General features: G+C 36.9%; 17 protein-coding genes and 1 pseudogene. 13 read left to right on the top strand and 5 right to left on the bottom strand.

Features of this window, described 5'->3' with window-relative positions:
* The first annotated feature begins 85 nt into the window (after window positions 1-85).
* The 8 genes from PCNPT3_RS06940 to PCNPT3_RS06900 all read left to right on the top strand — a co-directional run bounded on the left by PCNPT3_RS06940 (window position 86) and on the right by PCNPT3_RS06900 (window position 6,495).
* The gene (locus PCNPT3_RS06940; protein ID WP_015465163.1) at window positions 86-715 is read left to right on the top strand and encodes a pseudouridine synthase; all 630 of its coding nucleotides are present in this window, start codon (window positions 86-88) and stop codon (window positions 713-715) included.
* Between the two features lie 436 nt (window positions 716-1,151).
* Window positions 1,152-2,105, top strand: a complete 954-nt coding sequence (gapS4a, locus tag PCNPT3_RS06935; protein ID WP_015465162.1) for a GapS4a family protein — start codon at window positions 1,152-1,154, stop codon at window positions 2,103-2,105.
* On the top strand, window positions 2,098-3,204 hold the full coding sequence (gapS4b, locus tag PCNPT3_RS06930; RefSeq protein WP_015465161.1) for a GapS4b family protein: 1,107 nt from the start codon (window positions 2,098-2,100) through the stop codon (window positions 3,202-3,204). Before gapS4a ends, gapS4b begins: the two co-directional genes overlap by 8 nt.
* A 267-nt stretch (window positions 3,205-3,471) precedes the next feature.
* Window positions 3,472-3,840, top strand: a complete 369-nt coding sequence (locus PCNPT3_RS06925) for a type II toxin-antitoxin system RelE/ParE family toxin (RefSeq protein ID WP_232207351.1) — start codon at window positions 3,472-3,474, stop codon at window positions 3,838-3,840.
* Window positions 3,827-4,141: a helix-turn-helix domain-containing protein gene (locus PCNPT3_RS06920; protein ID WP_015465159.1), complete on the top strand. Its 315-nt coding sequence runs from the start codon at window positions 3,827-3,829 to the stop codon at window positions 4,139-4,141. The genes PCNPT3_RS06925 and PCNPT3_RS06920 overlap by 14 nt, the downstream gene beginning before the upstream one ends.
* A gap of 639 nt (window positions 4,142-4,780) precedes the next feature.
* The gene (locus PCNPT3_RS06910; protein ID WP_015465157.1) at window positions 4,781-5,404 is read left to right on the top strand and encodes a DUF2026 domain-containing protein; all 624 of its coding nucleotides are present in this window, start codon (window positions 4,781-4,783) and stop codon (window positions 5,402-5,404) included.
* Between the two features lie 101 nt (window positions 5,405-5,505).
* Window positions 5,506-5,865 carry a hypothetical protein gene (locus PCNPT3_RS06905; protein ID WP_232207350.1) on the top strand — a complete coding sequence of 120 codons (360 nt, stop codon included), beginning with the start codon at window positions 5,506-5,508 and terminating at the stop codon, window positions 5,863-5,865.
* A gap of 99 nt (window positions 5,866-5,964) precedes the next feature.
* Window positions 5,965-6,495 (top strand): hypothetical protein, encoded by a 531-nt coding sequence (locus tag PCNPT3_RS06900; RefSeq protein ID WP_015465155.1) that lies wholly within the window; start codon window positions 5,965-5,967, stop codon window positions 6,493-6,495.
* A gap of 38 nt (window positions 6,496-6,533) precedes the next feature.
* Here PCNPT3_RS06900 and PCNPT3_RS06895 read toward each other — a convergent pair.
* A pseudogene (locus PCNPT3_RS06895) lies at window positions 6,534-7,421 on the bottom strand (IS110 family transposase).
* 325 nt (window positions 7,422-7,746) lie between these two features.
* Between PCNPT3_RS06895 and PCNPT3_RS06890 the strand changes: the two are divergent.
* The 4 genes from PCNPT3_RS06890 to PCNPT3_RS06870 all read left to right on the top strand — a co-directional run bounded on the left by PCNPT3_RS06890 (window position 7,747) and on the right by PCNPT3_RS06870 (window position 13,753).
* The gene (locus PCNPT3_RS06890) at window positions 7,747-8,520 is read left to right on the top strand and encodes a hypothetical protein (protein ID WP_015465154.1); all 774 of its coding nucleotides are present in this window, start codon (window positions 7,747-7,749) and stop codon (window positions 8,518-8,520) included.
* Between the two features lie 124 nt (window positions 8,521-8,644).
* On the top strand, window positions 8,645-9,154 hold the full coding sequence (locus tag PCNPT3_RS06885; RefSeq protein ID WP_015465153.1) for a ClbS/DfsB family four-helix bundle protein: 510 nt from the start codon (window positions 8,645-8,647) through the stop codon (window positions 9,152-9,154).
* Window positions 9,155-9,990: 836 nt separating this feature from the next.
* Window positions 9,991-12,723, top strand: coding sequence for an Ig-like domain-containing protein (locus PCNPT3_RS06875; protein ID WP_015465152.1), 2,733 nt, complete (start codon window positions 9,991-9,993; stop codon window positions 12,721-12,723).
* A gap of 766 nt (window positions 12,724-13,489) precedes the next feature.
* A complete protein-coding gene (locus tag PCNPT3_RS06870; RefSeq protein WP_015465151.1) occupies window positions 13,490-13,753 on the top strand; it encodes a hypothetical protein in 264 nt (87 codons plus the stop codon).
* Window positions 13,754-14,135: 382 nt separating this feature from the next.
* Here PCNPT3_RS06870 and PCNPT3_RS06865 read toward each other — a convergent pair whose 3' ends face one another.
* Window positions 14,136-14,915 (bottom strand): prolyl hydroxylase family protein, encoded by a 780-nt coding sequence (locus PCNPT3_RS06865; protein ID WP_041771271.1) that lies wholly within the window; start codon window positions 14,913-14,915, stop codon window positions 14,136-14,138.
* A gap of 36 nt (window positions 14,916-14,951) precedes the next feature.
* Window positions 14,952-16,286 carry an aldehyde dehydrogenase family protein gene (locus tag PCNPT3_RS06860; protein WP_015465149.1) on the bottom strand — a complete coding sequence of 445 codons (1,335 nt, stop codon included), beginning with the start codon at window positions 16,284-16,286 and terminating at the stop codon, window positions 14,952-14,954.
* A 109-nt stretch (window positions 16,287-16,395) separates the two neighbouring features.
* On the opposite strand from PCNPT3_RS06860, the gene PCNPT3_RS06855 reads away from it, so the two are divergent.
* Entirely contained in the window at window positions 16,396-16,752 is a 357-nt protein-coding gene (locus PCNPT3_RS06855; RefSeq protein WP_015465148.1) for a winged helix-turn-helix transcriptional regulator, read from the top strand.
* Between the two features lie 811 nt (window positions 16,753-17,563).
* On the opposite strand, the gene PCNPT3_RS06850 is transcribed toward PCNPT3_RS06855, so the two are convergent.
* Both PCNPT3_RS06850 and tpiA read right to left on the bottom strand, forming a co-directional pair.
* A complete protein-coding gene (locus PCNPT3_RS06850) occupies window positions 17,564-18,217 on the bottom strand; it encodes a Bax inhibitor-1/YccA family protein (protein ID WP_015465147.1) in 654 nt (217 codons plus the stop codon).
* A gap of 299 nt (window positions 18,218-18,516) precedes the next feature.
* On the bottom strand, window positions 18,517-19,269 hold the full coding sequence (gene tpiA / locus PCNPT3_RS06845; RefSeq protein ID WP_015465146.1) for a triose-phosphate isomerase: 753 nt from the start codon (window positions 19,267-19,269) through the stop codon (window positions 18,517-18,519).
* Window positions 19,270-19,368 lie beyond the last annotated feature (99 nt).

Here is a 19,368-nt window from a genome sequence, read left to right as displayed (position 1 = left end):
CGTGCACTTAGCCATTAATAGGCTAAGTGCATATATAACCGTATAATCCCTATCACTCAAACTTTAAGATCAAGGCCCATTTTTAATGCCAACCACTGACCAAACCTGCTTAACCGATATTGTTGCAACCCTGCAAACTCACCAGCATTTTAAAATATTTAAGCCATATGGTTTTTTAAGTCAGTTTGTACCTGAAAAGAGAAAGAAGAAAAGCCTGCTCGGTGAACTCTTTAACTTTCCCGAAAATATTATGGCGATAGGGCGGCTAGATCACGACTCCGAAGGCTTATTATTACTCACAACCGACGGTATGATGAGCTATAAAATCCGAAGTAAAGGCATCGAAAAAGAGTACTACGTACAAGTCGATGGCGAGATCACCGCGCAAGCGATGTCACTGTTACAAAAGGGTGTAGAGATTGCTATTAACGGCGCGACTTATTTAACCCTGCCTTGCAAAGCGTTCAAGTTAGACGTTGAGCCTAAGCTTCCAACTCGTGGGCGTAAAATTAGAGATCCTCGCCATGGTCCCACTAGCTGGGTATCTATCACTTTATGTGAAGGCAAAAACCGTCAGATAAGAAAAATGACAGCAGCCGTAGGCTTTGCGACATTAAGGTTAGTAAGAGTTCGGATTGGCGATATCCATATCGATAGTATGATTGCGGGTGACGTCGTAACGTTAACCAATTTTGATGATGCACTCGATCGTTAAAGCCTCCCTCGAGTCATATCAGTCATTGTAACGAGTGTAAATTCAAGCTCACACGTAGATCCCTTTACACTCGAACCTCATCAATAAAAGGCAGGATATTTTCAAACTACCATGCTAAAGGAAGATTAAAAGGCACATATGGATGCCTTTCTCCTTAAAAAATACACTCATTGAAAATAAGTAAGAATATTACCCTTCTGGTATTTATCTGCATATATCTAACAACAAAACCCCACTTAAACATAAAAAAATCATTCACACATCAACAAATAACATGGCAATGCTTTTTGTAGGGTTGTTTTTATGTTATCAAATAGACTAAGAAGTAATCGTTAGATGTGTATTAGTAATAATGCAGTTTAGAGTGGTTATAAACACTGCTCATTGTTAACTAAATACATCGTTAGCGTATTAATCTAACAAAAAAAGGATATTTATGGGAGAGTTCTCAAGAAAAGTTGGAGAGAAAGGTGAAAAATTAGTTTGTGAATTACTATCAATAATGGGGTGGTATCACTTTCAAAAGGATGAATCTATTAGTTGCCATCATACTAAAAAACATAAGCGTTCAGGCGCAAAAAAAGAAAGAACAACACATGGCATAGATATTTTCTTTTCATCAAGATCCCAGTTACAAGATTTTACTCTCGAAAACGTTATATTGTCAGTAAAATACACGAATAGTGCATATCCGGCGAATCCAACTTCAAAATTCAAAGAACATTTTCGTGATTTAGCTGAAACTGTAGAATGTTTCATGAAATCTGACCTTAGAACTCAAAATAATGAAGATTATGAAATGTCAGGTATTAATGGTGCTAATGATACAGGAGTTCTTTTTTGGTTGTCGAATCATAAAGACTCAGAACAAGATATAGTTAGTAAAGTTGCGAATATTAACCTTGATAAAACACTGAATTTTTCAACGATTCATGTTGTTGATAATAGTAGAGCTGCATTTATTTACAATTCAATAAGCTATATTCGGAATAACTTTAATGAATATGATTACTATTTTCATTATGCGTTTAGTTCATCGAATTATAAAGATCCAGATATTGACAAATATGGAAGTATTCTTCCAGTAGAATACCTAACTTCCAATATTATTCCATTTAGACTAATTGATAAGTCTAACCAAAAAGTTTCTTTTTGTTTGGCTAGTCGAGATGAGTTTTCAGAAGAAACAATAAATAGATTATTATATTTAGTCAGTGATGTATCTTTAGATTTTACAGGTGACTTTGTCTTTCTATTTCCTGATTACGATGTAATAAAACATGAACATATATTAAAAAGAGCTAAGCGTTTAAAAAATGATAAACGTAAATCTCTTAATATAACAGTAAAGTCTTACAACAACGATTTCAGGAATTTAATTAATGAATAAGAAATATTTATTACCATATGGAGATGCTTTAAGAGACTTTTTAAATGATTCTGGACTCGCAAAATCAGATCTAAGAACAATAGTTCGCAGAAGAGGTGTTTTTGTTGCTACGGAAGACAAAACTGCATACATACCGATATTAGTTCGTACAGGTATTACGCCATTAGAATTAATTGAATTAGATGAGAATTTAAAAGTAAAAGAAGCCAACCCGAAAAGACAAACACAATCTATAAAATGTGAAAGGAATAGCTCTAATCTAATGTCGGCAATCCCATCTAATTACAAAATAAATAATGTAGTTAAAAAAGAATTTTCAAATTATAAATTGTTAGGAAGTCCAACTTTTAAAACGATAGATAATGACCCGAATCATATTGAATTAGATTTTAGGGTGGAGCGGTATGATCACACTCAAAGTTGGAATAAAAATACATCTCAATTTAGTGGAAAAGTAAAATTTAGAAAAAAAGACGAAACTTTAGACATTAATATAAGTCTTTCACATACTTCGGAAGAAACAAAAGAGGTTGCAAACAAAATAGCTTCTGACTTTATTAAAAAATTAAAAGAAATTGGTTGTGTAAAAGATACTGAGAGAATAAAAAAGATTTGCTTTAGAGACTTTACGAATGCGAGTCGGGTTATCTTTCTTCAAGACTTAAGCCAAAAACAATTAAATAATGAATTGTTTTTTAAAGATACAAAAGATATGGGCTTTTGCCCTGACTCATCCATGGATTTCCCCGATGAAATATCTTGGATGCAGGAAAAAGTGAAAAATTTAGTAATTCAAGGGAAAAAGCTACACTCCACTTTTTTCATAAAAAACAAGAAGTTACATAAGCACATTCAAATACATAAGATTGAAGCATCTTATACATTTGATTTTAGCGAATATAGTGGAACATGCAGTATATCTTTTGAATTTCCTGACTTCATTGCTAAAGAAGCTTTAGATGCTGAGTTTTTGATACGTGTAAATGGAGTAAGATTCAAAGAAAACAAAATCGGTATTACTCAAAGTAAAATGAAAGAAATTCTATTGAATCAACTGGAAGAGTCCAAGCTTTTGTTATACAAACAGCATTCAATTTAAAGTGCTTATAACAAAGCATTAACTTAGACAAAAAACAGTTGATTATTGCTCATATAACTAATTGTGTTTTTTGTGGTTTATGAAGAATATCAGTGGGGTATTAGACGTCAACTAACTTGGCCGGTATTTGAGTTTTATTTTGATTCCATTGCGTTCCATTTTGTATAAGTCAGAATGTAGTCTAGTTAGCAATGTCAGTGCTGTCAGGTAACCGGAAGTAGTACCCAATAGTTGGGCGCAGTGTATCACCTGAGGGTTATCAGACATTTGCATTCTATACGCTACTTGCGTACACTTAATCAAATGAGAAATGTATTTGTAGAATCGAAGGTTTTTGAAAAACATCGTGATAATTATTTGTCAGATGATGAGTTTAGAGTATTTCAAACTCAATTAATGGCCAATCCTGCCGTTGGAGATGTTATTCAAGGCACAGGCGGTCTACGAAAAGTTAGAGTTGCTAGTAAAGGGAAAGGAAAAAGGGGAGGGGCGCGAGTGATCTATTATTACTTTGATATACATTTTCGTTTTTACCTTTTAACCATTTACGCTAAAAATGAAATGTCTGACTTAACAATGGATCAAAAACGTCAATTGAAAAAGTTTGTGGAGGTATGGTGCAATGAACAATCGTGACTTGTTTTCAGAATTAAGCTCGGCGCTGGTTGATGCTAAAAATCACTCAGAAGGTAAATTAACTTTACGAACACATAAAGTTGCCTTAAGTAGTGGACTTGGAATTAGTCCCGTTGAAATTATTGGGATAAGAGAAAAATTTAACTTATCTCGAGGTGTCTTCGCGCAGTTACTGCACACATCATCAAGGACATTAGAAAATTGGGAGCAAGGGCGTAGTGCACCAAATGGTCAAGCAATAACGCTATTAAAATTAGTTCAGCGCTACCCTGAAACATTGACTCAAATAGCAGAGTTATAATAAGGAAGCATTAATAGTAATGTCTTTAACCTTGAGATGTACGATTCACATCTGCTGCTTCATGAACTAATAAATAACATTTCCCCAAAAGGTGTTTTTGGGGCAATACTCTGAGGCGTAATAGTGCAGAAAGCTCCCGCGAGGATCCCTTTATACTCGAGCTTCATTAACCAAAGTTCAATAAATTCAATGTCACTTTCCCTCTCAATGAAGATAAAAAGCCACTTTCTTACGATTTTCGTCTGATAACACTCCCAAAATAATGTAATACGCCATAAAAGTGATGATTTTACGCGACCTAAAATTAACATGTGTATATACACAGGTTAATTTGCGTTTGCCTTATAATATGACTTTTTCGTTTTTTTAGTGCAATAGATGCATTACTTCCACATCCAAAAACGTATAACCCTCTGTAAATAAGCAATACTTTTTGTAAAATCTGTTGTTATAGAGACCTCGATAACAACAGAACTCACTTTAAACATAAAAAATATCACTCACTCATCAATAAATAACGCCAACATGCTGTTTATTAATATGTTTTTATGTTATTAAATGAACTATAAGTAATTGTTAGATGTGTATTAGTAAGAATGCAGTCTAATACGCTGTTATGTGACTTTAAGAGGGGTTAGGTTGTTAATTACACTTTCTGATTATCAAAGAATTTATAGTATTGCGCATGCCGTTTTAAAAAGTGAAAACTCGGATACCAATAAGTCATGTTTATTTTACAATTACTGTGGTGCTTACATACTGAATGAGCATTATAAAATAAACGCAAAGGTTTATTCAGGGTTTGCCGCTTATCATCTAGGTGTGGAAAATATTTTAGGTTTTGGCTCAATCGTAGATGGTCAGCTGAAATCATCCGAAGATGAGTTTCATTCATGGATAGAGGCCGATGGTTGGTTAATTGACTTTATGGCTCCAGAATTTCCAAATGTTATGCTTTCTAAAGGATATGATGCGCCAATCCCAAGAAAAATGATGCAAAGTAAACTTGATAGTATGGCGGAGGGACCAGATTATATAAAAAACTCTGGGGATTTCTTGGTTATTCCTGATATGGATGTTACTAAATCATTAGCTAAACACCTTGAGTCAAGTTCCACCTTTATCGATTTAGTAGTTATATGCAACCGCTGGTTTCATAAAAAACCAAATAAAATGCACAAATCCATTTCTATAACTAATGGGCATGGTCAGTTAAACCAAATAACTTTAAGCGGTAGCAAACCAATTATAGGTCGTTGGTAATCGTCACATAACAAGCACTTTAAACGGAACAAAAACAGTTGGCTACGTTTTGCTTCGCTTCACATTATAGCCAACAATTTTTGTCCGCTTAAGTGGGCGTTATGTTTATTATTACAGTTTATTCATGCAGGTGTGTTTGGGTAAATAGTTTTGATGCTTTATCTAATAATGAAGTTTTTTTTAAAGTTATCTACAAATCATATGGAGTTATGATGTCTAAAAATACTAAAACTACATCTAAGAAAGTTGCATCTAAGGCTGCGAAAATATTACAAAATAATAAATCTTCGCAGACAGCTAAAAAATTAGCTGCTTCAGCTTTATCTCAAAAATCTAAAACGAAGCAAACTGGTGCTGAACTTGAAACTTTGGCATCAAAAGTTCTCAAGAGTGCAAAATATAATGAAAATACTAAAGAGCTAGCTGCATCTGTTCTGTCTCAATCAAATAAAGAAAGATAGTTAAATAAATAAGTACGTTAAACATAACAAGTTACTTAACTTGGACGCAAACGTTTATGTTTAAATATACCCTGTTTTTTATATAAAAAGAGCAATAAAATGAAAAAAATAATGATTGGTTTTCTAATGCTTTCGGCTGTAAATACTGTAACTGCATTCGATAATCGTGATGCTGTTAATTTAGTTAAAAAATTCAGTTCAACGGTTGCGTGTTCAATTAATGATGATTCATATAAAGTTGTTAAGACAAGAGGGGAAAAGGGTATAGATGAATCTGATGATCAATACGTTGTTTATTGGGAAGGTGATTTAGAGTGCTTTGGAGGTCGTGGAACTATAAATCCTGTATTTTCAGTCGTCTTAATTTCAGGATTTAACGATCCTGTAGTTTTAACTAAAATTAAACAGCCACGCTTACCTCTTGTCTGTATAGACTATATGGAAAAAGAAGGGGAATTGTTAAATGTCTATGGTATTGCTTATGGTTCTAACGATAATCAGGGAAATCCCAACAAAAAGATGAAATTCAGTTTAAATCTTGACGACATGAAAGGTGTATTTTCAGTTGTCTCAAAATCAGAAGACCAAAAAATGAATATAAGTAATAAGTGTGTTGGCCGAGTGAGATAATAGCCTATAAACATAACAAGTGACTATGGTGTCAATTCCTAATTTTTATTTATTTCAGGATCCCACATGGCACCATCTCTCACCATCGAATTTAGTATGGTAATCATCTTACGAACGCAGGCAATTATCGCTGTTTTCTTCGGTTTTCCTGTTGTAACTAATCGCTGATATGTAGTTTTAAAAACAGGATTGTATTGCATTGCTGACATCATTGCCATGTACATCACCGTTCTTATTTTATGGCGACCACCATGTATTCTTCGTTGACCTTCATAACTATCACTTTCTTTATTGAATGGTGCAACACCAATTAATAATGCTGCTTCTTTATTTGTTAAATAACCGAGCTCTGGCATGTCACTCAATAGGTTAAAAGCAACCACAGACCGATGCTTGGCATACTTTGAATGATGGTGTTTTTGGCTTTGTATTCATCGCACTTTTCAATCAGCTTACTGAGTTTACCGTCGACTTTTTCTATCTAATTTTTAATAGCAGTCAATATGGGTTTTATAATATTCGAGATCTCTTTTGGCATGATTTGAAGGCAATTTTTCTCCATGGTTTGCATGGCCATGAGTTGCCTTCTTCGAGATAATAAATCGCTCATTAACTGCATGTTTTCGGGCTTTAATGTCGATAAGGTTGGTTTAATGGCTTCGCCATAATGTGCAATTAATTGGGCATCAAGTTTATCTGTTTTAGCCTTGCGGCCAATCGCGCCTGCAAACTTTTTAACATGGGCTGGATTTGCCACTGTAAACGGTAATTCTGCTTGTGAGCACAATGATAAACGCATGTTCAAGTCGACCCGTAGCTTCAATAACAATACGCGTCAGTTTATGTGGTTTGATTTTTTTAATGGCTTCTTTAATGCCTTTTTGATTGTTTGTGCAATTCATAATAAGCTGACTCCGCCTTGCTATTCGGGCTCGAGGCCCAGTTGACTGTCCGACTTTAATGCTTGGAGTCTTGTACAACGTTCATTCTTGTTAACGGTCTCTCAAATGAGGAGCCTGGCATTCATCGAACTGTTGTATAAGAAAGCTTTGGTTGCAGCCAAAGCTTGGGTCTCACATTACCCTAAAAGGATTAAATGGTAATCATTTTAGGGGGTTATTATCCATACAAGTCAAATCACTGGACGCATAACGGCTGTCGCAGTTTTTGCCAAAGAAAGAGTGCAAAAATAAAGCCAAACCTCTACGTCGGTTAGCAAAGCATTATGTGCAATCACTAAATGGAAGTAACATGGACAATTTAATAGACATTTTTCAGGCGTACAATACTGAAGTCCTGAAACCTTACCATGAACTTATATCCACTAAAGACCATATGGGAAATATATTTCCTCCTTACATCCCTCATATTGGTTCTGAATATGATAAGTACAAAATCATTATGTACGGTATGGCGCAAAACGTCTCCGAACCGTGGGACAGTTTATTGAATAAAACTAGACGGGAAAAGGTATGCCAGATGCTCGATGCTGGTGAGTATACAAACATTTGGATAGCACCATATAAAGTAATGCTTGCGATAGCAGGGCTATATATTCATGCAAAATTCGGTGATAAATTGAGTAGTTTTACTGAGATTCATAACTCAATCTCAGTAACCAACTATTACAAATTTTCTATGAATGATGGAGCTGATATTAATCCTGATAAAAAATTGAAAAATTATCAATGTCCAATGCTCTACTGGAGTGAAAATGATAGGTTATCGAGTCAAGAATTAGATGCTTTAAGTCCGAATACGGTGATCTCTTTTAATGGTAGGCATAATAGAATTTTACGTCAGCGTAGTTCTGAATTTATAAAAATCAATGATCCTTCATGGGTACTACAAGGTGGAGGAGGTCATCTGAAAATATCTGGTAGCTGGTATCGTGAATGTTCCGATAATGAAGTCATTAGCTTAATTGATGGTTATTTAGATCAAATTGATGATAAGTACTCGTCAAAAAGAGATGCTCTAAAGATCTATTTATTAAAATATTATTCCGACTGGAAATGCACATAACACGCGCTTCCACGGGGACAACTTTTAGCTAAACATTTTTGTGTTGCCACTGCGCATCAGTATCACACAAACTGCTTCATAAAATTCGCCTGTTACAAAAGCGTCATGTGAATGGAGGTCGATATTGTCTTCTGTACCAAAAAATAAGGATGAATTGGAGTTAGCCATAAGCTCAATTATTCTCAAGCTAATGGCTGATTATCGTTCAATTCCAGAAAGCTACACGCGTGAAAAGGGTGTAGAGGGAAACATCAAAGGTACAACCATTAGCGTTAGTGATACGGTTGCTTACTTGATTGGATGGGGCAAGCTTGTCCTAAAGTGGCATCACTTAAAATCTCAAAACCAGCATGTTGATTTTCCTGAAACGGGTTATAAGTGGAATCAATTAGGCTTACTTGCCGATTGTTTTCACAAAGAATATCGTGATTGGAAATACGATGACCTACTTGTTGAGTTAGAGTCTACGGTTAGCGATATACTTTTACTTATTTCAAATTTAAGTAACCATGAGTTGTATGGCGTTGCGTGGTATGAGCAATGGACTTTAGGGCGCATGATCCAGTTTAATACGTCATCACCTATGAAAAATATGCGTACAAAAGTTCGGCGCTTCAATCGAGAATTCACATAATAAGGGAAATCACGCGGACAGCTTTCGGTGTTTGCAGCGTTAGCTGTATTTTCAATAAATTAAATGTCACTTCCCCCTATCAATGAAAATCCACTTTCTAACGACTTTCATCTTATAACACTCCCAAAAACAATTTAATACGCCATAAAAGTGATGATATTACGTGACTAAAATTATCCTGCATATACATGCTGGTTAATTTACGTTTGTCTTAAATTGTGATTTTTTCAATTTTTTAATGCAGTCAATGCATTACCTCCCCATTTTAAAAAAGTCTACCCCTTGTAAATAAATAATACTTTTTACAAATCCTGTGGTTATAGCGATTTCAATTAAATTATTAGCGTAATAGCACTTAAATTATTTTTTGTGATGATCAAACTTCAAAAAAAGCAAATTTAATTAAGTAATTAAAGTAATTTACGTAATTATTTTTAATAACGAACTAGGATAATAGTGGTTTATAAATATATAGATTAGAAATATCAATTAATTTTCAAGGGTATAGATGGCAAAATATAAATTCATCACTGTAACTTCTACATGTCTTATTAGCATGAATATATTAGCTAGTAGCATGAACACTGTAAATTTAAAGGAACGAATAGGATCAAAGCTAAAAATTCTTGTGTCAATAACGACATGTTTTGTGATCACAAAACGTTGGGGCTTGGTTTGTATGGGGGATATCAGTTTATAGATAAAGAGTTTTCATCAGGAGATAAAATATCCGCGCATGATCTTAATGCTCTAGCAGCCATAGATCTAAATTATAAAATATCGTCAAAGTGGCATTTGAGATGTGAGTATCAATTGCTAAATAAGGAATTAATTTTATGAAAAAATATATATTTGCATGCTTGTGTGCATTCTCCATATTATTAACGGGCTGTAATAATGGTGACACTAGTCTATTAAGTGCTCCAACACAAACATCTCAAACAAAGATCAAACTCGTGGTCACGCCTAAAAATACGATATTACCAGCGGGGTTTACGAGGCAGAAGGAAGCCAAAGTAGAGCTGATTAGTGACAGCGTGCTTGATGTAACAGGTGAATATGATTTAATTTGGTCATCGTCAGATGTGAGTGTCGCAACCGTCAACACCAAGGGTTTGGTGACCACTATAAAAGAAGGAACGTCTGTTATTACGGCTACGAGTCAACACGAAGGTAAAATATTTTCTGATTCGGGTAATGTGAAGGTGACAAACAGTGTCGTCGAATCAGGCTCACTGACTATTAATATTGACGGTAATACTGCAGATGGTCAATCCGTCATTTTAGGAATTCCAACGCAACTGGAAGTAAAAGCCCATTTTACTGACAATTCAACGTTATCCTCATTGAGTAGCGAAGATGATGCTACATATCTGAGTTGGACTACGAATAATGCAAACGCGACGATAACAGAGGAAGGTATGCTGCATACCACTGGTATTGCTCCGGGTACTGAAATTATATTAACGACCGAGGGAAAAGGAAAGCTTGAAGGAGAAGTTGATACTATAACAGTGATAATTTCTGATGAAGTGGTCGTGGCAGGTTCATTGATCATTAATATTGACGGTGATAGTTCCGATGGCCAATCCGTCATTTTAGGTATACCAACTCAACTTGAAGTTAAAGCAACTATGAGCGATTCAACACTGTCTACATTGGATGGTGAAGATGATTCGACCTATATTAATTGGAACACAAATAATACCAATGCCACTATCACGGACGAAGGTATGTTATACACGACAGGTATTATCCCGGGAACTGAAATTTTGATCACGGCCACCGGAAAGAGGACTCTGAATGGTGAAAGTGACACGATCCGTGTGATTATTTCTGATGAAATTATTATGGCCGGTTCATTGATGATTAATATTGATGGAGATAGTTCCGATGGCCAATCGGTCATTTTAGGCATACCAACTCAGCTTGAAATTAAAGCAACGTTGAGTGATTCTACACTGTCAACATTGGATGGTGACGATGATACGGCTTATATTTATTGGAGTACCGATAATTCCAATGCCACTATCACGGATGAAGGTATGTTACATACCACGAGTATTCCCACAGGTACGGAAATAGTGATCACCGCTACCGGAAAAGGAACTTTAAAGGGGGAAGTGGATACAATAACAGTGATAATTTCTGATGAAATCGTTACTGTTAATTCGTTGATCATCAAGATCGATGGGGACAGCTCTGATGATCAATTTCTCGATATAGACACGCCAACCCAACTTGAGGTTGAAGCTGAGTTGAGTGATTCAATGCTCTCAACACTCGATGGTGACGATGATATATTCTATCTTAATTGGAGCACAAATGATCCCAAAGCTACGATCACTTATGAGGGGATGTTGAATGCGTCGGGTATAGAGCCAGGAAGCACACTTTTGATCACCGCCACAGGCAAAGGTACTCTTGCGAATGAAATAGACACAATTACAGTTCGCGTTGGCAACCCTATATCTACTGTTACATGGGGAGGCGAAGCCTATGGTTATGGCGGTGACAGCTCTTCAGTGCAAAAAGAACTTCATCATATTGTGTCTATATCTGTGTCTGGCGGTGCTTTCGCCGCCATAACAGAGGATGACAACGTTGTTACATGGGGTGATGAAACTTTAGGCGGTGACAGCGATTTAGTGCAAGATAAACTTCAGAACATTGTGTCCATATCGGGGACAAACTATGCTTTTGCCGCAATAACAAAGAATGCCAGCGTTGTTACATGGGGTAGTGCAGATTATGGCGGCTCCGCGCCAACTGGGCTTCCTAAGATTGCAGCCATATCTGCGTCGTACGGCGCTTTCGCAGCAATAACAGAGGATGGCAACGTTGTTACATGGGGAGCCTCTCGCTATGGGGGTGACGGCGGTTCAGTGCTATCTGAACTTCATAACATTGTGTCCATCTCTGCAACGGATCATGCTTTCGCCGCAATAACAGAGAATGGCGACGTTGTTACATGGGGCAACCCTAACTCGGGAGGTAACAGTACTTCAGTGAAAGATAGTCTTCATCACATTAAATTCATATCTGCGTCGGGCAGAGCTTTCGCTGCAATAACAGAGGATGACGATGTTGTTACATGGGGTAGTGCTGACTATGGCGGCTCCGCGCCAATTGGACTTCCTAAGATTGCAGCCATATCTGCGACAGACTATGCTTTTGCCATAATAACAGAGGACGGCAACGTTGTTACATGGGGCACGCCTCGCTATGGTGGTGACAGCTCTTCAGTGCAAACAGAACTTCATCATATTGTATCTATATCTGCGTCTAGCGGTGCTTTCGCAGCAATAACAGAGGATGGCAACGTTGTTACATGGGGAGCCTTTCGCTATGGTGGGGACAGCGGTTTAGTGCTATCTGAACTTCATAACATTGTGTCCATCTCTGCAACGGACCATGCTTTCGCCGCAATAACAGAGAATGGCGACGTTGTTACATGGGGTAACGATGACGATGGCGGGGACAGTAGTTTCGTGCAAGAAAAACTCCATAATGTTAAATCCATAACTGGAAATGACCGTGCTTTCGCGGCGATTTTGCTTCCAGATTAGTAAGCTAAAATCAGTGTTATAAAGTCAATTTTAACGTCACATTTTTAAATGAATTAAAGATGTGACATTTTAAGGGGCAGATTCAACATTGAAGTGCAGTTACCATATGTTCAGCCATTAGCTTGGCTGGCGTTTAACTGTCGCGCCATTTTATTTTGACTCAACTTTGTTTTATTTAAAGCACAAATCTGGCATCTTAGCTCATATTTATATGTTTTCATGAATACAATCCCTTGCTGGAAAAAAACGATTAGCATATATTCAGCTGGCCACTTTTCCCACCTATTCAAGTTATGCACTTATTATTTGAATCTAAGATATAAAAAGTCACTTTCTAACAACTTTAGCCTTATAACACGCCAAAAATAATGTAATACGCCATAAAAGTGATGATTTTACGCGCTCTGAAATTAACCTGTGTTTATATACAGGTTAATTTTCGTTTGTCTTAAATTGTTATTTTTTTGTTTTTTTAGTGCAGTAAATGCATTACTTCCACATCAAAAAAAGTGTAACTCTCTGTAAAAAAGCAATACTTTTTATCAAATCTGTACTTATAGAGACCCCTATAACAACAGAACTCACTTAAAACATATAAAAATATCACTCACTCATTAACGAATAACGCCAACATGCTGTTTATTAGTGTATTTTTATGCTATTAAATGAACTATAAGTAATTGTTAGATGTGTATTAGTAAGAATGCAGTCTAATACACTGTTAGCAATCTTGTAAATTTACATTACGAATAATTAGGATATGAATATGGACATCAAAAAAAAATATATTTCGGATCTTGCTACATTTCTAAGTAATCAAGGCAAAGTAATGTCTGGTGAAGAGTTAGCTGTACACCTTAATCGAAATGGTTTTCGCACTAGCTATGGATCTAAATATAAAGGTGGTCGTGGGACATATAAATTAATTAAAAGTATATGGAGTACTCATGATTCGGCTGAAGAGCGAAATGAAGCTGATAATGTAGCAAACGCATTTGTAAAGCCAAACGGTGGCTATGCATATAAATAATTGCTAACAAGTCAAATCACTGGACGGCTAAAACTGTCCTGTTTTTTGCAAAAAACAAAGGCACAAAAAAGTGCCAGTACGCCACCAGTGTTTGTGGCGTTAGCTGTATTATTAATAAAACTAAATTTAATGGTATTGGGATGATTAACCGGCCAAGAATAGGCCGGCTTAGTAGCACTCGTTGCCGTGATGTTCTGTCTTTAATCTTGAATCTTTAATCTTTAATCTATTTAACACATGCAAGATTCATTTATAAAAAGCATCGTGATAATTATTTATCAAATGAAGTGTTTAGGTCAGAGGGATCAGGATTAAAAACCTGATCTATCTGACCTAAACTTGCCTTCTTTATCCGTCTTAGCTGGAAAAGAAATACAGTTTGTTACAACTCAAATAAGACATCCGTGCGGATAATATATTTCACCCCTTTGCTTATTGGCTCTGAACTATGTATACAGTGCAAATAATGCATTCCATGCGGAAAGCAAAGTACTGAGCCTGCTGGCGTGCGGACATCAATTTCTTTAACATTATCACCACGACGTGCAGGTTGGCTTGGGTCGTCTGCATTCACTAAAAATCGTGTCGCACCGCCTTCAAAGTCGTCCGTTAGCAATATTAAAAAGGTCATTTGACTAAAGCGATCACCATAAGCATCGGCAACTAACTGATCATTAATAACTCGGCTACCAGGCCAAGAGCCATCGGAATGCGGTTTGAAATAATCGCCTTTTTTGTAACGATAAAAACGAAAACGGGCGTTTAATCCCAGCGCTCGCTTCCCCTCGAAGATACCTTGATCGTCAACCATTAAATGCTTGATCCGATCCCACATGATCTTATCTGTCTGTTGATCCACAACCCAAGTTAAACTGTCATTATGACGTACATCCCGAGGCAGTGACACGGCAGCATCTGCTAAGTATCCCATTGATTCACTTAACGTGATCAGGCGTTCGCACTCATTTTTTGAAAATACATTGAGCAGTTGAAATGCACCAGGTACTTGCAAAACTATTTTTTTAGTGACTTTTTGAGTAGATGCTTCAGATAATTCAGCGATATTCGCCTTATTATTTGCCCAAGTTGGTAATGCTGGGTGCTCTGCGCCAGCTTCATAGGCTGCAACAAAATAATCACTGTGTTGAGATGATTTATTCATGATATTTGACATTATCCTTATTTTTATAAAACGCTGTTATTTACTGATCACGCGCACTTGTGCAAACTGACGATGCCCAGATGCCGTGCCATGAAAACCAAAGCCACTTTGCTTCGCACCCACCCAAGGAGCATTACCACCACCGACGCCTTGATTGACCGCAACCATGCCAGCTTCAAGTTGCTCAGCAACAGAATTTGCACCCTGACCACCGAAAACAACCGCACCCAATCCGTAAGGGCTATCATTTGCGCGCGTAATGGCCTCATTAATGGATTTAAAGTGACTGATAGCAATAACAGGGGCAAACGTTTCAACTTGCTCTAAGAGCATATCCGGCGTCATACCTGTGATCACAGTGGGTTGAATAAAAGGCAAAGCATACTCATCTCGCCCAAGTAATAGTTGCGCGCCTTTTTGCGTTGCATCTTTTAATTGTGCCACTATATTTTCATGCTGCTTCTGGTTAACGATAGGACCAATATTAACGTTAGCTTGATCCCATGGACCCACTTGATAACGACCCGCTAATGCAACCACTTTACGCTCAAACTCATCGGCAATACGTGCATCAACATAAATACGCTCTGTTGATGTACACATTTGTCCCGCATTTTCAAAAGAGCTGCCAACGGCAAATTGTACGGCAGCATCAATATTAGCGCTGGCCATCACTATCATGGGATCATTACCACCAAGCTCCATGACTAAACGTTTTAAACCTGGCGCGGCACTCGCCATAATATGTTTACCTGTCGCCATCGAGCCTGTAAACGCAACCATATTGATATCACTGCTAACCAATGCTTGTCCCGTCTGTTTGTCGCCTTGAGCAAGTTGTAATACGTTTTCAGGCAAAATTTCGTTTAACGTATTTACAAAAAGCTCAGCAACAAGTGGCGTTTCTTCTGACGGTTTTAAAACGACACTATTACCTGCCATTAATGCCGGCATAATTAAATTATTCGCCATTGCTAATGGGTAGTTCCAAGGCGAAATGACAGCGACCACACCCAGTGGTCGATATTGTAATTCAGTGCTTCTATCGACTTTTTCAGTGCTCAATGCCTCTGCGATTTCTTGTGCAAAGTAAGCGCCACTTTGTATTGTGCCGCCCGCTTCATAAGTGGCGCGTTGGTAGTCTTTTCCCATTTCTTGGCTGATCAATATCGCAAGTTGATCTTGTACTGACTCTAAATGTTGGTATGCCTGCGTCACTAACTGCTGACGTTGAGTTAATGATAATGCACCCCAATTTTTCTGCGCTTTGCGTGAGGAGGCGACTAATGCCGGTATTTGTTCTGGCGTTGTTATTGCAACGGTACCGATAGCTTCTCGGGTGATGGGATCATAAGACGTTAACGTTGACATAGGGGGGACTTCCTCATTGGCTGTAAATATAAATGTGTGTATTTAGCATATTTTGATACACTGGGATATAAAAGCAACCAGTATACTTTTAGTAACCACGGTGAGTAAGATGAAAACGACAGTAGAAACAATGGCTAACGGTCAAAAAAAAGTTACAAATCCTTGTGTTGAACCTTGCTCTGTTGAGCGTGGGATGCGTATTTTGGGCGGAAAGTGGAAAGCCTCGATACTTTGGCATCTGCAAGATGGTCCCGTTAGATTTAATGATTTAGCAAGAATGCTCGGTGGGGCGAGTAAAAAAATGGTAGATCAACGTCTGAAAGAATTGGAAAGCCAAGGTTTGGTGACTCGTAAAGTGATCAGCGATAGGCCGATTGCTGTTTCTTATGAGATCACCGAGTTCGGTGGCACTGCGTTAGATATTTTAACGCGCTTAAAAGAGTGGGCAGAAGAGCATGATATTTAGATAAATGACTTAGCGCATTTTCAAACTTGAGTGAATGGGCCTATGGGGCCATGTCTTTACTCTGATAGCGATGAATAATATCACTCACTTTAACTTAGCGTAAACCTGTGATATTAAAGATTAACGTTCATTTATAGAAGTATCTATAACAATAAAACACGATTTAAACATAAAAAAATCACACATACATAAGAAAAAATGTCAGTGTTCTGTTTGCTGCTATGTTTTTGTGTTATCAAATAAACTAAGAAGTCATTATTGGATGTGTATTAATGCTAATGCAGTCTAATGCTGTCTAATAATGGGTTAGTCCTACAAGGTGATTTGATATAACTAGTTTCGATACTATTTATAAACAAAGAATCAAAAAGTGAGGGTTAAATTTATCTAAGCCAACTTTATAACAAGCCATTTAACGCACAAAAAATAACGTGTTATTTTTCGCTATAAAAGGATTTATTATGTTAAAAAAACAATTTTAATACTCGGTTTTCTAATCGTTCCAATGACCGTCACTGCCGGAAGTCATTTCGACGTTAACGAGTATTCGTGCTCTAAACTTGATCAAAGGGTTTCTGATACGAAGAAAGATATGCGAGTTAATTATAATGAGAAGAAGGGGGAGCGCTTAAGAGAGAAGGTTCGCGTTTTAAGAAAGCAGGCTCGTAGTTGCAAAAGTAAAGGCTTTTCAACGTCTTGACCCCACGCCTTGTCAGTCACGACAAAAGATAAAGGGACAGGGTTTAGCGCTCACGTTTTCAACGCAAAAAAAAACGCACCGAGTGCGTTTTTTTATTTATAAAGTGCGCGTTTAATCATCTACGATATTTAAAAGTACAAGAAGATGAATAAACATATTATATAAATTAAGATAAAGAGAAACAGTCGCACGGATATAGTTTGTTTCTCCGCCGTTAATAATACGGCTAGTATCAAATAAGATCATACCAGACATAATTAATACTACGACGCTACTGATCACCACTTGCATAAGAGGGATCTGTAAGAAGATATTAGCAATCATCGCAATAACCACGGCTATCATGCCCGCCATTAAAAATCCACCCATGAAAGAGAAGTCTTTTTTAGAGGTTAGTACGTAAGCTGAAAGTGCAAAAAAGATAAGCGCTGTGGTGCCTAATGCTTGTAAAATTAGGGCTGGACCATTTTCCATCGCTAAGTAATTATTAAGCAGATTACCTAAAGATGCGCCAAGAACGCCGGTAAACATAAATATCCAAAAAATGCCTTTACTTGAATCAGCTGTTTTAGATACAACAAATAATAGCGCAAATCCAATGACCATTAACACTAAAGATGCCACTGCACCAATACCGATAAGCGTCGCGATCGTCGCTGTCATTGCTGAAAATGCTAAGGTTAAGCCCAGTAAAATATAGGTGTTTTTTAGCACCTTATTAACTGAAAGCGTATGGGTATAATTCTGCGTTAAAGGGGTATTCATATGTTCTCCAGTGATGATCGTAATAGAATTATTGTTATTAATAAACGTTTATTAAAAAAATAATCCTATTTGATAGTAGCGTTAAATACGCTATTTGCATAGATGATTTGACGATATTTGAGAATAAATTTAAGTAGTTAGAGGTCGGAGAATAAAAATATCAAAACGCGTTATATTATTATAATTTTATGCTTTTGTTTTTATTTCTAGTTGAGATTTTGGCGGTAAATATGTGTTTTTGTAAAAAAACTACAAAAAAAAGGTGCTCAATGAGCACCTTTAACAGAATAGAGGAAGGCTTATTTAGCGCCTTCGATAATACCAACAAATTCTGTAATGATAAGTGCAGCACCACCAACTAAACCACCGTCGATATCAGCTTGAGCAAAAAGTTCTTTTGCAGATGCAGCTTTAACACTACCGCCGTAAAGGATTTGTACTTTTTCTGCAACAACTTCACTTTGTGCTTTTAACCAGTTACGGATATGTGCATGTACTTCTTGTGCTTGTGCAGACGTTGCAACTTTACCAGTACCGATTGCCCAGATAGGCTCATATGCAATAACACAGTTTTCAAATGCATTAATACCAGCAACATCGATAACAGCTTTAAGCTGAGTTTCAACAACTTGTGATGTAACATTGCTTTCGCGCTCTTCTAATGTTTCACCAATACAAAGAACAGGTACTAAACCATGTGCTTGTATAGCAACAAATTTAGCAGCAACAACTTCATTTGTTTCATTGTGGTATTGACGACGCTCAGAGTGACCAACTAAGCTATATGTTGCGCCAAACTCTTTAACCATAACAGGAGATGTTTCACCTGTGTAGGCACCGTCAATATGTGTGCTTACATCTTGTGCGCCAAATTTAATGCTGTTGTTAGCCGTTAAATTTGCAACTTGCTCCATAAAAATAGCGGGAGGACAAACAGCAACTTCAACATTTGTTGCAGCATCAGCCGCAGCTTCAAGACCTTCGATAAGGCTTTTTACAGATGCTTTTGTTCCGTTTAATTTCCAGTTACCCATTACAAGTGGTGTTCTCATGGTGTTCTCCATTAATGTTTAATAAAATACTGCGTTGATTATAAATGACTCTGAGTCGAAACCCATCCTTTTTTTGGCTTTTATGTAATAAAATTACAT

Source organism: Psychromonas sp. CNPT3 (genome assembly GCF_000153405.2).
GTDB lineage: Bacteria > Pseudomonadota > Gammaproteobacteria > Enterobacterales > Psychromonadaceae > Psychromonas.
The sequence above is the reverse complement of the archived record's forward strand: the minus strand, read 5'-3'. Positions and strand labels throughout refer to the sequence as shown.